The sequence below is a fragment of the Ruegeria sp. YTSA072 genome (assembly GCF_059610285.1).
In genome coordinates, this window is sequence record NZ_JBXWNI010000006.1 from 1 (window position 1) to 14296 (window position 14296).

Below are 14296 nucleotides of genomic sequence, written 5' to 3' on the forward strand. Positions count from 1 at the left end.
GGATATTCAGCGTCCGGAAAGCTTTGCCATCGTCAGTTCGACAATGAACGAAGTCATAGCTCCATACATGATTGCGATACTCAGGCCTCAGCCGAACACACGAGCCATCGTTCAGCCAGAGCCGTCCTTTCTTCGGTTGTTTCACTGGCACTTTCAGCCCCTCTCGTCGCCAAAGCCGTTCAATTCGCCCATCGCTGACAGACCATCCAGCCTCTCTCAGCAGTGCAGCGATCCTGCGATAGCCATATCGGCCATATTGACGGGTCAGCTCGATCATGCCGGCCACCAATCGGTCTTCGTCTGCGCGACCTTGTAGGCCACGCCGTTGCGTGGACCGGTGTTGTCCAGGCACGCGGCAGGCGCGTCTCTCGGAAACGTTCAGCTGGTTGCGTACATGGTTAATACAAGCACGGCGACGAGCGGGACTCAGTAGTTTCCCTTGGCCGCCTCCGCGAGGATCAGTTTGTCCAACGTCAGATCTGAAACCGCGCGTCTCAACCGCTCGTTCTCTTTCTGAAGCCGCTTGAGTTCTTTCAACTGATCTACACCCATTCCGCCGTACTTCTTTCGCCAGCGGTAATAGGTTTGTTCAACAACGCCGATCTGTCTGATCGCATCAAGACGGGACATGCCTTGCCCCATCAGAACTTCAACCTGCCGTAACTTCAAGACAATCTCTTCGGGCTTCGGTCGCTTGTTTGTCATTCTTAGTCCTCCGCTTCCTAAACATAACGGTGGACCCGTTCAGATGGGGAGACTCAGACTCAGCCTGCGCTTTTTATACGCCTGGTCAGCTTGTACTCATACATACGCAGGCGGGGCGGTTCGAGGTAGTTGAGCGAATCACGATCATGCCGCGCCAATTCACGACTGCCAATTCGGCTGTCCCTATCCACTTCGACAACTTCGGAGATTGGCGTGACGACTTTGACAGTACCTGCAAGACTATTTGTCGCCACCAACAGGCTATGACTTTGGCGATACCAAGCCTCCGGGCCTGTTGCTAGGCGGAACTGGGATAGTCGGACTAAGCATGCCTTTCAAACTACAAAAACAGATCAAGCCGTTTCAGATGAGCGACAAAACTACCGGATCTATCGTTCTTGGTCTTGCTGAACTCGTTACAACGACAACGATGTGCGCGGTGCGCGCGCTGCCCCCATCGTTGCCTGTTAAATGATTGACCGCATCGAGGAGCTATCGGGTGTCAACCGCAATCTCGGCGGCCATCTTCTGGACCAAGTGAAGCAGCGTAGCCGCTTGGTCAGGTGCAAGGACGTGAATCCCTTTTCAGTAATCTGTTGAAGGACTTCTTTTTTATTCCGAACCTGATGTCCCGTTCAGAGGCTACATTGGCTCAATCCTTCAAAACGCAGTCTTCGCACCAGATATCAACTGCGTTTTCCTAACCTTGCATTTTAAGGTTCTCCATCACTGCAGAACTGATAAGCCCGCGTGCGCCGGAGACCATTATGCGATAAGCTACATCCATATTGTAATCATTAGAGGCAGGTGTTCGCCGATCAGTTCATCGAATTAGGAAATCGCTTTCGCCGCTGATGCGATTACGCCAGTAGTCCAGCAGATCTAGCATGGTAGTTTCAAAAGGAATTTCCGCTTTCCAGCCTGTATGTGTCTCAAATTTTGCTGTATTGGGGACTTGTAAATCGGCATCGATAGGTCGCAAACGATCAGGGTCAATCTCCACGCGAATATCATTATGGGTGGACAACTCAATAAGTTTATCGAGCATGGCTCGGACAGAACAAGTGAAAGTACCACCGATATTGTAATACGCGCCCGGTTGAGGGTTCTCAGTGACCAGCATATAGTATGCGCGTACTGCATCACGGACATCCGCCCAAGTTCTTAGCGAATCCAAGTTCCCGACGTAGACCACCGGATCACTTTCTCCTGCTTCGATCATCGCGATCTGCTTAGCAAACGTGGATTCAGCAAAAACATCTCCACGGCGTGGACCTGTATGAGTGAACATCCGTGTGGTCATAACGGTCATTTCATATGCTTCTGCATAGTACCGACCGATCAAGTCAGTACCAACTTTTGAGATCGCGTAGGGGGACGCTGGGTGGAAAGTGCACTCTTCATCAATTGGCAGTTTTTCTTTTGGAACGCGACCAAAAACCTCCGAAGAAGCACAAACGTGAACCACGGCACTTGGGCAATGATTACGCAATGCCCCCAAAAGGCGCTCGGTGCCTTGGACGTTGGTATCCATTGTATCAATCGGGCTGTCGAAAGAGGTCTTTGGATAGCTTTGTGCGGCCAGGTGAAACACGAAATCGGGTTTGCACTGTTTCACCGCCGCATCAATCGACATCGTATCGCGCAAGTCTCCGTAGACCAGCTTAATTCGGTCACCCCGGTTGATAGCCGAAATATGATCGTTGATGTTGATAAGCGGACTACGCCAGCGGAGCAGTCCCCATATTTCCCAGTCAGTGTTTTTGATAAGGTAGTCAAGCAGGTGCGATCCGACCATGCCAGTGATACCTGTAATCAAAGCGCGTTTTGCTGCCATTTTTTTTCCTAACTTCATATGCTTTTTGTGCTTTCGCCTGCTGCGCAGGTTAGGCGGATTTCGACAGGCGCGAACCTTCGTCTTGGAACTCGACTTTGACGACGGCTTCTGCGCCAAACACTTCACGCATCCTAGTTATGGCATCGGGTGGTGCCAGGAACACGAAGAACCCACCGCCGCCTGCGCCAGCTAGTTTACCACCGTAAGACCCGGCTTTCATTCCGGCCTTGTAAATCTCGTCGAGCTCAGAATTTGATATGGACGACGACAGCGATTTCTTTATTTCCCAACTGTCGCTCAGCATTTGCCCGATCTCGACAATTGCTGCATCGGCATCAGGGCTTTGAAACAAGTTTAGCGCATCATAAGCCAACGCTTTGATCGAAGCCAAATCATTGTCTACATGTCCTGCCTTCGTTTCGCGTATCTGTTCTTCCAATATTTTTGATGCCGAGCGGAAGCGTTTGGTATGAACCAAAACCAAAGAAGCGTTCAAGTTGTCGCGAAAACTAGTGCTCATCTGAACTGGCGATATAGAGGTTTGAGTTTTTTTGAACTCATACAGGTTAAACCCGCCAAATGCCGCATGATATTGATCTTGGACGCCAACCCTTTCGTTCAATAGAACGGATTCCACGCGGACCGCAGAGCGCGCCAAATCTGATTTTGTCGGGCTCAAACCTTTAAGGTGACGTACAAGATTGAGGAAACCAACTGTGAAGGAAGACGAACTTCCTAAACCGCTACCTCCGGGGATATCAGAAATCACCGCGAGATTAAATGGAACATCATAGGCTTCGTCCTTCAAGACCTCGCGTATAACGGGGTGTTGAACTTCATGCGGATAGTCCACCTCTTCAACACGGCTGTAAGTCAGTCGGTAGCGGGTCTCTGCAATTGGGGACATCGGAAGACAAATGGTGTATATGAATTTGTCAATTGTCCCGCCAAGAACCGCACCGCCGTGGCGTTCGAAGTATTCCCGATAATCAGTTCCCCCACCGAACAAACTGATGCGTAACGGTGTCTTAACAATAATTGGCATTCAGATTCCTATTCTCTCAATAATCCGCGCAACATCCGTTCCATCGGTCATTACTGCGTCAATACCAAACGCGCGCGCAGCTTCAATATCGCTCTCTTTATCGCCAATCATTACTGCGTCACTGAGATCCAAATCCCAATCGGCTGCTGCCATTTCGAACAAACCAGTGCCTGGCTTGCGGCAGTTGCATGAAATCGACAAGCTTGGTTCCGTACCTTCTGGATGATGCGGGCAGATGTAGAAGGCATCAACATGCGCACCATTTTTTTGCAAGTGCTGGTTCACACTTCTATGAAACGTGTCAACCGCAGTCCGATCATAGTATCCGCGCGCGATCCCAGCTTGGTTTGTTAGTACGATGACCAACCGCCCAGCGTCGTTGCAACGTTTTATTGCGTCGGGCACATCAGGAAGAAGTTTGAGGTCCTCGACCTTGTGTGTATAGCCACGGTCCCTGTTCAAAGTGCCATCGCGGTCAAAAAACACAACTTTGCGTTTCCGCCACGCCGGCAGTTCATGCTGCGCTCTTTTGTAGCTTTCAGGGAGTCCAATATCGATAAAGTACCCGTCGAATACTTGCCCATAAACACAGCTGTGTTCCACCAATTCAGGGAGGACGTTGTTTTCAAGTGAAACCATGCCTGGCCCAATCCGAGCCAAAATGTCTCGCGAGACGATGTAAACACCGCCGCTTATCAAACCTGGTTCACCTTTGTTTGCCGATTTCTCAGCATACCCGATTACTTTTCCAGATTGGTCAAGGCTGACGCTTCCATACCGTGACGCATCACTTACCTTCGCCAGGGAGAGCGCAACTTTGGCCTTCGATTGCTCGAAAGTCTGCTGAAGGGCAAGGAAGTTAAAGTCAAAAAGCGAGTCACCGTTGGTTAGCAAAAAGACGTCATCTAGGTATGGCGCAGCTTCTCGCAGAGCACCACCCGTTCCGGCCGGTTTTACTTCATCGAAAACCCGTATTGAAACGCCGTCCACAGGGTTATTGGCGTAATGGTGGCTAATGTAATCTGCATTGTGCTGAGCCAATAGCAGGATCCGATCAAACCCAAAGCGAGCAAAGTTTGCAATCAGAATGTCCAGGAAGGGCAATTCACCGATCGGTAGCATTGGTTTCGGAACTTTTGTTGTAAGCGCCCCTAGGCGCGTACCAAGCCCGCCAACGAGTATGACTACTTGGCGGAGCATAGTGATTTCTCAATTGTGCCACATATGATGTGACCAACGGCAATGTGCATTTCTTGAATATGGTTGGTTGAACTCGACGGCACGCATATCGCGTGATCGGCAAGTTCGCTCATTAAACTTTGAGACTGCCCAGTCAACGCAATGCATTTGATACCCATAGTCTTGGCGACCTCAAACGCAGCAATGACATTTTTACTAGATCCACTAGTGGAAAGGCCAAATAACACATCACCCGCTTGGCAGATACCGCGCAATTGCCGAGCAAAAACCTGATCATAGCCGTAGTCATTCCCAATCGCTGTCAATGCTGACGTATCAACTGTCAAAGCCAATGCGGGCAATGGATTCCGATCAATTAAAAATCGGCCCATCAACTCGGCTGCGAGGTGCTGGCTATCTGCAGCAGAACCGCCGTTTCCGCAAAAGACAACTTTGCCTCCCTCCCGAAGGGATTCGATGCAAATTGCCGCGGCTTCATCGATGACTTCTGTCATTTGTCCGAGGGCGATGAAATTACTCGTTACGGTTTTTAGATAACTCTGGGTCTCGTTCACTGAATATTCCTTAAATTGTTTCGCTGACACTAGGCAGGGCGCGTTAGCCTTAAGAAACGCGGATAGTTCATTTCTGGGCGCGACATATCTGTTTTGCCTTTATATTCAATTCGCTACTAAAGATTGTTTGAAACGAAAAGACGCAACTATCATTCAACATTTTCGCTTTTCAATTGTTTTTGACCTTTCCGAAACTGTTGATCGAACAAGTTGCGGAACGCTCCGTTTAACTCCAAGAGTTCGTCTAAACTACCCTCTTCAACGACGGCTCCATCCTGAACAACTATGATTTTGTGGGCCTCTAAAATTGTCGAAAGGCGGTGCGCGATAACGACAACGGTCATACTTTGGGTCAATGTATTCAACGCAGTTTTGACCAATGCCTCTGACTCCGCGTCCAGCGCGCTTGTAGCTTCGTCCAGCAACAATATATCCGCGTTTCGCAAGATCGCTCGCGCGATCGCAATCCGTTGCTTTTGGCCGCCAGATAAGAAGGTCCCATTCTCACCGACCTGAGTGTCATAATCGTCCGGCAGATTGCAAATAAAATCATGAGCATAAGCCGCCTTGGCGGCTTCGACGACTTCTTCGTCGGATGCGCCCGGCGCAGAGCAGCGCAGGTTTTCCATAATAGATGCTGAAAACAAAAATGTGTCTTGGCCTACATATGACATTTTTCGTCTAAGTGACGAAAAGCTGGCTTCCTGTAAATTCTGGCCGTCGATCTCAATGCTTCCCGAAGCTGGATCATAGAAACGCATGATCAAACCAAAAATCGTAGACTTGCCACCACCAGATTGCCCGACCAAGGCGGTTGTTTTTCGGGCTTCAAAAGTCATGCTCAGGCCCTCAATGACAGGAAGCGTTCCGGTGTAGCCAAATGTGACATCGCGCAAGGTTATCTCGCCTGGCCCGTCTAGCAGGTCTCGAGCTGCGGGACTTTCCTGCATAGTGTCTTCCTGATCCAGCAGGCCAAACAACAATCCCACTCCAACCATGGCCGCTTCGATTTGAACGCGCATTCGAGAAAGTCGTTTGGCGGGCTCATAAGCCATCAGGAGCGCAGTTATGAACGACATTAACTGACCAGCTGTCGGTTGTTCCGCGCCTGCTATGCCGAGTGTCGAGACAATCAAAACGCCGGCAACGGCTAAGCCAGCCAAGAATTCCATCAGTGGACTGGCGATTGACTGCAGTCGCGCAATATCATTTGAACGCTCTTCGACTTTTAGGACTGCTGTTTCCATTCGGCTAATCATGCGGTCCTCAAGCGAGAACACCTTAATAACCTTAATGCCGGCAGAAGTTTCTTGAAGTACGCGAATGATTTCAGCGAGTGATTTGAATTCCTGCTGCATAATCGAACGTACGCTTTTCAGGAGGTATCGCACACCCAGAAGCGCAATCGGGCCCACGACAAAAAACATAACTGATAACACAGGCTGCTGGTAAACCATCACAATAACTAGGCCAAACAGAGTTAACGCGTCACGAACATATCCAGTTACGATAACATCAATCAATTTTCGAGCGGCTTGAGCGCCATGCGTTGTCCGCATTAGAAGATCAGACGACTCGTTCTCGGCAAAAAATGAAACGCCGTGCCGCAATAGTTTTCGATAGACTCGATCTTGTTGCATCGCGATGATCCGGTTTCCTGCGCGCGCGAGGTATATTGACTGAGTATAGGATGCGACCGCTTTAGTTAGGAAAAGCAGAACGACTCCTAGTGCAATCATACCCGCCCATTGACGCATATCCGGGCTGGTCATCGCATCCACGATGTATTCCATCATAAATGCAGATCCGGCTGTTGTGGCGGCAACTGCAATCATTGCAAAGATGGCTACTGCATACAGGGAACCTTGAGCAAAAAAACTCTCGGTGATGAGGCGGCCCATATAGCCTGATCGCCATTCGGTCCAGGCACGCTTAATCATCGAATTCTCCAAAACATGAAATCATGCGCTCGCTCATTTACCCTATTATCGTTTCTGCCAAAAGGGCAGAGCAATTGACGCGACAGAGTTGTCCATTTTAGTGCTATACGATGCGTCGACCAAATAGACGCTGTGTTCGAACGGTTCAAGTGCTTGATGTCGATAGGGTGCGCAGCGATGAGCCGCTGATATGCTGAGCGCTCAGATGATGGTTAGAGACCATGACCGGGAAATTAAACGGTCAACATGCGGGCGCTCGCACTTTAAACAACCTTTGAGCGTTTGAGGCAACAATGTGCTCGATTGAATAAAACACAGCAGCATTGGTGGGGCTGCGTCCGTGACTTGTCGCACCAAAGGATTTTCTTCATGGTTTCATTATGATATGATTATGTTACGCATAAAGTGAAGTTTCATCTTTCTCGAGGATTGTCCTTATTTTGCTAGTTATTGGCCGTTTTTCAGCAGATTTCTGCCGCGAAGGCGCTTTCGTGGGTGCGAAAAAAAGGATCGATCATTTACGCTTGTGCTTGGGCCCCTCGGCCCATAGGAACACAGTGAAAAGATTAACGGTTAAAGTAAAGTGTCTATAAAGGCTGTCATTCTGAGTCTGCCAAACGACGTGGAACGTCGACGTTGCTGCGAACATGAGTTTGATGGCCTTGGGCTTGAACACGAGTTTTGCGACGCCATCTCTGGCGACCAGACAAGCATTTCCGAGTTGAAGGGCATTTATGATGCGGACATGAACCGTATCAAGTTCAAGCGTCCGCTCAGCCGTAACGAAGTCGCTTGTACACTGGGCCATCGTATTATCTGGAAGGCAATAGCGGATTCCAAAGAGCCAGTAAGCCTTGTTCTGGAAGATGACGCAACATTTGTGCAAGATCCTCGAGCTTTTCTGGAAGCGCTTGCCGAACGTGGTACGTATTTTGAAGACGTGATGATAAAGCTCGACGGGGTCTCGAGGAAAAACGGGCAGGTAATCAAAACTGTCGGAGGTCAGGATCTAGTCCTGTCGGATCATCTTCCGCCCCGAACCACAGGCTATGTGATTGGCCGCCGCGCTGCGACTCGGTTGTTGGCCCTTGACAAACGTATCGCGCGGCCGATCGACATCGATTTGAAGTTCTATTGGGAACACAACGTTCCCATTCTGACGCTAAAGGAACAAATGGTTGCCGAGCGTGAAGGTGCCGTTAGCACGATTGACCACTGCAGAAGCCGAACCAAATCTGGTTCTCCCTTGTCCAGATTTGTCCGAAACCTGCTATATCAGGCCAAATACACCTATGGACGGTTGAGCCACCCGCTGAACCCGGACATGATTGAAGGGCTCGGCCCATTGATGCAGGCCGAAAATCGGGTTCGGAACCGCGCATGAAGAATAGCCTTGTGGTTGTCCGTGCGGGCAACAAGTCATTGCACCATCGGTGGCAAGAAATCCCCTATGAAGATCGCACCTACGATCTTCTGATCAGCTATTTCTCGGACGAGGCTTTTGCGGCATTCAAACCTGAACCCGGTGTTGAGGCCGTGCTGGTAAAAGGCGGCAAATGGGACGGGTTGTTCAAAACCCTGGCGGATCGTGACTTGGATCAATATGACTACTATTGGCTGCCGGATGATGATCTGGACATCAGCGCCACGGCGGTAAATGCGCTGTTTGATGCCATGCATGTTCACGGCCTGCGTATTGCGCAACCGTCGCTGACCCCCGAAAGCTATTTCTCGCATTTTGTGTTCAGCCAATGCCCGGGCTTCGTACTGCGCTACACGAACTATATCGAGATCATGGCCCCGTGCCTGCACAAGGATATCCTGAAGAAAGCACTGCCGCTTTTCCAGGGCACCATGAGCGGCTACGGCCTGGATTATATATGGTGCAGATGGGCCGAGGCTGGCGCGTTTCGAACTGCCATTCTGGACGAGATCGCGATGCACCACACGCGGCCGATCGGAAAGAACCTGAAAGCTGCGATGGCCGAGTCGAACAACCTCAGCTCGGAAGAGGAAGAAGCCGTTCTGAAGCAGATGTTTGATCTGTCGCGGCGTACCGTTCCGGTCGTCTTTGCCGCGATCCTGCAGGGAGGGCAACCCATCTCGGGTCGTCTGCAGCTGGGGTGGCATATGTGCCGGGCATGGATGTCGGTCCTGCCGAAATTCCGCAGTGCCAGCGAGGCGCGGTCGGGTATATTCAAGATTGCCCGCCGTCAGCTGATCAAACCGCTCGACATGACGACGATTTCGATGAAACAGGAAAGCCCCTGATATGCAGTTTTTGATGGTTGGGGCCGGATTGTCTGGGGCTGTGATCGGTCGCCAACTTGCGGAACAAGGGCATGATGTCACCGTGGTCGACAGCCGTGACCATATCGGTGGAAATTGCCACACAGAACGGGATGCCGATACCGACGTCATGGTCCATGTGTACGGGCCACATATCTTCCATACGGATGACGAAGAGGTTTGGCAGTATGTGAACCAATACGCCAACTTCCTGCCCTATAAGAACCGGGTCAAAACCACCTCGCGGGGGCAGGTCTATTCGCTGCCGGTGAACCTGCACACGATCAACCAGTTCTTTGGCAAGACCATGCGCCCGGACGAGGCCCGCGCGTTTATCACCGAAGAACAGGCTGATACATCCATCACCGACCCGCAGAGTTTCGAGGAACAGGCGATGCGGTTCGTCGGTCGCGATCTGTATGAGGCGTTTTTCAAAGGCTACACAATCAAGCAATGGGGCTGTCACCCGTCCGAGCTGCCGGCGTCGATCCTTAAGCGTCTGCCAGTGCGGTTTAACTACGACGACAATTACTTTTTCCATAAATTCCAAGGCATGCCCGAGAATGGGTATACCGACATGATTGGTGGCATCCTTAATCACCCTAGTATCACCGTTAAGCTGAATACCACTTTCGATCGCAACATGGCGGATGGCTTCGATCACGTGTTCTATTCTGGCCCGCTGGATGGCTATTTCGACTACGAGCTTGGGCGCCTGGGCTATCGCACGCTTGATTTCGAACGGTTCACCTATGACGGCGACTATCAAGGCTGCGCAGTGATGAACTATGGCGAGGAAGAGGTGCCCTTTACCCGGATCACGGAGCACAAGCATTTCTCGCCTTGGGAGGCGCATGAAGGATCGGTCTGCTATCGCGAGTATTCCCGCGCCGCTGGCCCAGATGACATTCCCTACTACCCGATCCGTCAAGTGAAGGAAAAGGCACTGCTAGGTGAGTATGTTGACTTAGCTGAAGAGACCCAGAACGTCACATTTGTCGGTCGCTTGGGTACCTATCGGTATCTGGATATGGATGTCACCATCCGCGAGGCTCTCGACACCGCGCGCGCTTCGTTGGAAGCGATCGCAGCGGATCAGGACCTGAAACCGTTTTTCGTCGCGCCGATTTAGGCGCGCCAGACCGCTTCGGTCCAGCGCTTAAGCGTTTCACGTTCTGGGCTGATCGGATCGATCATCTCTGTTTTGCAACCAACTTGGATGCAATTCACGCGCGATCGTAGGTGCTATAATGGGTGTCGGCCCTAATCGGTTAGCAGCGAATGGAGGTAAGCGCCATACGTTGATTTCGCGAATAGTTTAGCACGCTTCTCAAGAGCGGCATCATCAATCCACCCATTGCTCCAAGCGATCTCGTCCAGGCTACCGGTCTGCATTCCCTGACGTTCTGTCAGCGTTCGCACAAAACTTCCCGCCTCCAACAAAGTGCCGTGCGTCCCTGTATCCAGCCATGCAAAACCCCTGCCCATTGTTTGAACATCAAGCAGGTTTTCGTCCAAGTACATCTGCAAAAGCGACGTAATTTCAAGCTCGCCGCGCTCAGACGGTTGGATTTCTTTGGCACGCGCAGGTGCATCACCATCGAGAAAGTAAAGGCCGGTGACCGCGTAGTTCGACGGCGGGTTTTGTGGCTTTTCAATAATCTGGCGAACCTTTTGGCCCTCAAAAGCAACAACGCCATACCGTTCCGGGTCGGCGACCCGATATGCAAAAACCGTACCACCTTGTTTGTCGGCATCTGCCTCGGCCAGCAGGGTTGGAAGGCCGTGGCCAAAGAATACATTGTCACCCAAGATCATCGCCGAGGGAGCACCAGCGAGGAAATCTTCCGCCAACGTGTAGGCTTGCGCCAAGCCGTCGGGAGATTCCTGCACAATCCAGGTCAGTGACAAGCCATATTGGCTGCCGTCACCAAAAAGGCGGATGAACTGCTCTTGATCCTGCGGCGTTGTGATGATCGCAACCTCGCGAATCTGCGCTAGCATCAATACGCTGAGAGGGTAGAAAATCATCGGCTTGTCGTAGACCGGCAGTAGCTGCTTCGAAACAGCCATCGTGATCGGGTAGAGCCGTGTTCCCGAACCTCCGGCAAGAATAATTCCTTTACGTTGCATTCCCTAACCTTTCGAAGACGGGTTTTTGACCTGATCTGACTGCGCCAGCACGTCCGCAAGGCCTGCTTTCCAGTCAGGGCGTGAAAGCCCGTAGGCCTTTTTCAGCCGCGAGCAATCCAGCCGCGAGTTTTGAGGGCGCGCAGCGGGGGTCGGGTACGCGATGGTCGGGATATTCTTAACTGAGGTCGCAAGCCCTGCCTGCTGAAAGATCTCGCGCGCGAAATCTGCCCAGCTGGTATCCGGCGCGCCGGTATAGTGGAACAGGCCGCCATCGACCTTTGATCCTTTCTCGGCCATGGTCAATAGTGTCGTGGCGATATCCGCCGCAGACGTGGGCCCGCCAATCTGGTCGGCGACAACGCTCAGTTGATCACGGCTTTCAGCCAGTCTCAGCATCGTCTTCACAAAATTGCTTCCGTGCGCCGAGAAAACCCAACTCGTACGTAGGATTCCATGCCACCCACCGGCCGCAGTCACCTGTCTTTCGCCCTCCAGCTTGGTGCTTCCATATACGCCAAGCGGACCTGTTGGATCTTCTGTCGATCTCGGGGTGTCACCAGACCCGTCAAAGACATAGTCGGTGGAGATGTGGAGAAATGGAATACCGCGCACCGCCGCCGCGCGCGCCATGGCTCCTGGTGCGTCGGCGTTTACCAGTTGGGCAATATCGCGCTCATTTTCGGCCTTGTCGACGGCAGTATAGGCTGCGGCGTTTATCACAACATCCGCATCCGTATCGCGTATACGTTCGGCGCACATTGCGGGATCGGTCAGATCGGCTTCCGATCGCCCCAGCGCTTCCACCACTATGCCACGTGCGGGCGCTTGCTTTTGCAGTTCCGTGGCGACCTGTCCATTCAGGCCAAAGACAAGAACTTTCATTTGGCGACACCAAGTCGTTCGCCGACACCGTCGCGGGCCAAAAGCGTGTTCAGCCACGCTTCGTTGTCCAGGTACCACTGAACCGTCTGCTCCAACCCGGTCTCTGGCGTATACGCCGGATGCCAGCCGAGGTCTTCGACGATCCGTGTCGGGTCAATTGCATAGCGACGGTCGTGACCGGGCCGATCCGTAACGAAAGTGATCTGTTCAGCATAGGGTGTTCTGGCCGGACGAAGTCGATCCAGAATGCCGCACAACATTTGGACCAGTGCAAGATTTGTCATCTCATTTTCGCCGCCGATGTTGTAACTTGAGCCAGATGGGGCTTTTTCGAGCACCAGCAACAGTGCTTCTGCGTGATCTTCAACATGCAGCCAGTCGCGAATATTATCGCCCTGCCCATATATCGGAATCGGCTCCCCCGACAGGGCTTTTAGGATCACGACCGGAATCAGTTTCTCAGGAAACTGGAACGGGCCGTAATTGTTTGAACAATTTGTCAGAACAATCGGCAGCCCATAGGTTTCGTGCCACGCTCGGACAAGGTGATCCGAACTCGCTTTCGAGGCCGAATAGGGCGAGTTTGGCTGGTAGGGGCTGTCTTCGGTGAAAAAGCCGGTTTCCCCCAGAGACCCAAAAACCTCATCGGTCGATATGTGGTGAAAGCGAAAGTCTGCGGGCTTGCCGGCTTCGGTCCAATAGGCGCGCGCGGCCTCCAAAAACACATAGGTGCCGGTCACATTGGTATCGATAAATGCGGCGGGGCCATCGATTGATCGATCAACATGGCTTTCGGCCGCAAGATGCATTATCGCATCTGGCTGGTGCGTTTTTAGAATGGCCGCCATCGCCGCAGCATCGCGGATGTCGGCATGTTCAAAGGCATAGCCCGGCGCATCCGCGACCATTGCGACATTGTCGAGGCAGGCCGCATAGGTCAGCGCATCCACATTGACGACCGAGTGGCCCTGAGCAATTGCACGGCGAACAACGGCGGAGCCAATGAAACCGGCGCCTCCGGTAACCAGAAGTTTCATTCCGTATCCTCAAAAGAAAAGGGGGACTCTTGACCCGATAAGAGCAGCGCTGCGGCGTCCTTGTCCGAGAGCTTTACCTCGGCCGGCTTCAGCGGCCATTCGATGCCGATATCAGGGTCGTCCCAGCGTACGGCGCCTTCTGTTTCGGGGGCGTAAGTATCAGAACACTTGTATACGATTTCAGTGTCAGGCTCCAACGTCATGAACCCATGGGCAAAACCTGCGGGAACCAGCAGCATGCGCCCGTTTTCAAAGCTCAGCTCTTCGCCAACCCACTGACCGAAGGTTGGCGAGCCTTTGCGAATATCTACAGCGACATCAAACAACATACCGCGCCCGCAGCGTACAAGCTTTGCTTGTGCTTTCGGTGGTGCCTGGAAGTGCAGGCCTCGGACGGTTCCGACCTCGCTGGACAAGGAGTGATTGTCCTGAACAAAAACCGTTTCGATCCCGGCGGTTGAAAATTGAACGCTATTGTATGTTTCTTCAAAAAAGCCACGGTGATCGCCAAACCGCCTCGGCGAAATCAGCAAAACCTCGGGTATGGCGAGGGATTTGAATTCCATAATAAACAGTACCTATCAGTGCCAGATTACTGCGCTAGCAGAGCCCAGAATGGGCTAACGCAATCGCGAGCATTCGACAACATCCAATTTCTGTGATCGCGGATCGGG

The 14296-nt window shown here is 52.0% G+C and carries 12 protein-coding genes and 1 pseudogene; 3 read left to right on the forward strand and 10 right to left on the reverse strand.

What is annotated here, in order from left to right:
* The 6 genes and pseudogenes from AC2FIB_RS11755 to AC2FIB_RS11780 form a co-directional block, all read right to left on the reverse strand.
* Positions 1-705 (reverse strand): annotated as a pseudogene (locus AC2FIB_RS11755) (transposase); the annotation flags it as partial.
* 823 nt (positions 706-1528) lie between these two features.
* Positions 1529-2542 (reverse strand): GDP-mannose 4,6-dehydratase, encoded by a 1014-nt coding sequence (locus AC2FIB_RS11760; RefSeq protein ID WP_496842107.1) that lies wholly within the window; start codon positions 2540-2542, stop codon positions 1529-1531.
* Between the two features lie 49 nt (positions 2543-2591).
* Positions 2592-3587 (reverse strand): GHMP family kinase ATP-binding protein, encoded by a 996-nt coding sequence (locus AC2FIB_RS11765; protein WP_496842108.1) that lies wholly within the window; start codon positions 3585-3587, stop codon positions 2592-2594.
* Positions 3588-4787: an HAD-IIIA family hydrolase gene (locus AC2FIB_RS11770; protein ID WP_496842109.1), complete on the reverse strand. Its 1200-nt coding sequence runs from the start codon at positions 4785-4787 to the stop codon at positions 3588-3590.
* A complete protein-coding gene (locus AC2FIB_RS11775) occupies positions 4772-5341 on the reverse strand; it encodes a D-sedoheptulose-7-phosphate isomerase (protein WP_496842110.1) in 570 nt (189 codons plus the stop codon). The genes AC2FIB_RS11770 and AC2FIB_RS11775 overlap by 16 nt, the downstream gene beginning before the upstream one ends.
* A gap of 149 nt (positions 5342-5490) precedes the next feature.
* On the reverse strand, positions 5491-7281 hold the full coding sequence (locus AC2FIB_RS11780) for an ABC transporter ATP-binding protein (RefSeq protein WP_496842111.1): 1791 nt from the start codon (positions 7279-7281) through the stop codon (positions 5491-5493).
* A gap of 583 nt (positions 7282-7864) precedes the next feature.
* Here AC2FIB_RS11780 and AC2FIB_RS11785 point away from each other — a divergent pair.
* The 3 genes from AC2FIB_RS11785 to glf are packed head-to-tail and all read left to right on the forward strand — an operon-like array spanning position 7865 to position 10702.
* Positions 7865-8665, forward strand: a complete 801-nt coding sequence (locus AC2FIB_RS11785) for a glycosyltransferase family 25 protein (RefSeq protein WP_496842113.1) — start codon at positions 7865-7867, stop codon at positions 8663-8665.
* Entirely contained in the window at positions 8662-9552 is an 891-nt protein-coding gene (locus tag AC2FIB_RS11790) for a hypothetical protein (protein ID WP_496842114.1), read from the forward strand. Before AC2FIB_RS11785 ends, AC2FIB_RS11790 begins: the two co-directional genes overlap by 4 nt.
* A gap of 1 nt (position 9553) precedes the next feature.
* On the forward strand, positions 9554-10702 hold the full coding sequence (glf, locus tag AC2FIB_RS11795; protein WP_496842116.1) for a UDP-galactopyranose mutase: 1149 nt from the start codon (positions 9554-9556) through the stop codon (positions 10700-10702).
* A 131-nt stretch (positions 10703-10833) separates the two neighbouring features.
* Here the strand turns inward: glf and rfbA are convergent, their stop codons facing one another.
* Genes rfbA through rfbC form a run of 4 tightly spaced genes read right to left on the reverse strand, consistent with a single transcriptional unit; the run spans position 10834 to position 14188 of the window.
* Positions 10834-11703 carry a glucose-1-phosphate thymidylyltransferase RfbA gene (rfbA, locus tag AC2FIB_RS11800; RefSeq protein WP_496842117.1) on the reverse strand — a complete coding sequence of 290 codons (870 nt, stop codon included), beginning with the start codon at positions 11701-11703 and terminating at the stop codon, positions 10834-10836.
* Between the two features lie 3 nt (positions 11704-11706).
* Positions 11707-12585 (reverse strand): dTDP-4-dehydrorhamnose reductase, encoded by an 879-nt coding sequence (gene rfbD, locus AC2FIB_RS11805; protein ID WP_496842118.1) that lies wholly within the window; start codon positions 12583-12585, stop codon positions 11707-11709.
* Positions 12582-13622 carry a dTDP-glucose 4,6-dehydratase gene (rfbB, locus tag AC2FIB_RS11810; RefSeq protein ID WP_496842120.1) on the reverse strand — a complete coding sequence of 347 codons (1041 nt, stop codon included), beginning with the start codon at positions 13620-13622 and terminating at the stop codon, positions 12582-12584. The genes rfbD and rfbB overlap by 4 nt, the downstream gene beginning before the upstream one ends.
* Entirely contained in the window at positions 13619-14188 is a 570-nt protein-coding gene (gene rfbC, locus AC2FIB_RS11815; protein WP_496842121.1) for a dTDP-4-dehydrorhamnose 3,5-epimerase, read from the reverse strand. The genes rfbB and rfbC overlap by 4 nt, the downstream gene beginning before the upstream one ends.
* Between the last annotated feature and the right edge of the window lie 108 nt (positions 14189-14296).

Excerpts from the sequence above, each read along its gene's own strand:
- AC2FIB_RS11760 (WP_496842107.1), bottom strand. The coding sequence starts at position 2,542 with ATGGCAGCAAAACGCGCTTTGATTACAGGTATCACTGGCATGGTCGGA.
- AC2FIB_RS11765 (WP_496842108.1), bottom strand. The coding sequence starts at position 3,587 with ATGCCAATTATTGTTAAGACACCGTTACGCATCAGTTTGTTCGGTGGG.
- AC2FIB_RS11770 (WP_496842109.1), bottom strand. The coding sequence starts at position 4,787 with ATGCTCCGCCAAGTAGTCATACTCGTTGGCGGGCTTGGTACGCGCCTA.
- AC2FIB_RS11780 (WP_496842111.1), bottom strand. The coding sequence starts at position 7,281 with ATGATTAAGCGTGCCTGGACCGAATGGCGATCAGGCTATATGGGCCGC.
- AC2FIB_RS11790 (WP_496842114.1), top strand. The coding sequence starts at position 8,662 with ATGAAGAATAGCCTTGTGGTTGTCCGTGCGGGCAACAAGTCATTGCAC.
- glf (WP_496842116.1), top strand. The coding sequence starts at position 9,554 with ATGCAGTTTTTGATGGTTGGGGCCGGATTGTCTGGGGCTGTGATCGGT.
- rfbA (WP_496842117.1), bottom strand. The coding sequence starts at position 11,703 with ATGCAACGTAAAGGAATTATTCTTGCCGGAGGTTCGGGAACACGGCTC.
- rfbD (WP_496842118.1), bottom strand. The coding sequence starts at position 12,585 with ATGAAAGTTCTTGTCTTTGGCCTGAATGGACAGGTCGCCACGGAACTG.
- rfbB (WP_496842120.1), bottom strand. The coding sequence starts at position 13,622 with ATGAAACTTCTGGTTACCGGAGGCGCCGGTTTCATTGGCTCCGCCGTT.
- rfbC (WP_496842121.1), bottom strand. The coding sequence starts at position 14,188 with ATGGAATTCAAATCCCTCGCCATACCCGAGGTTTTGCTGATTTCGCCG.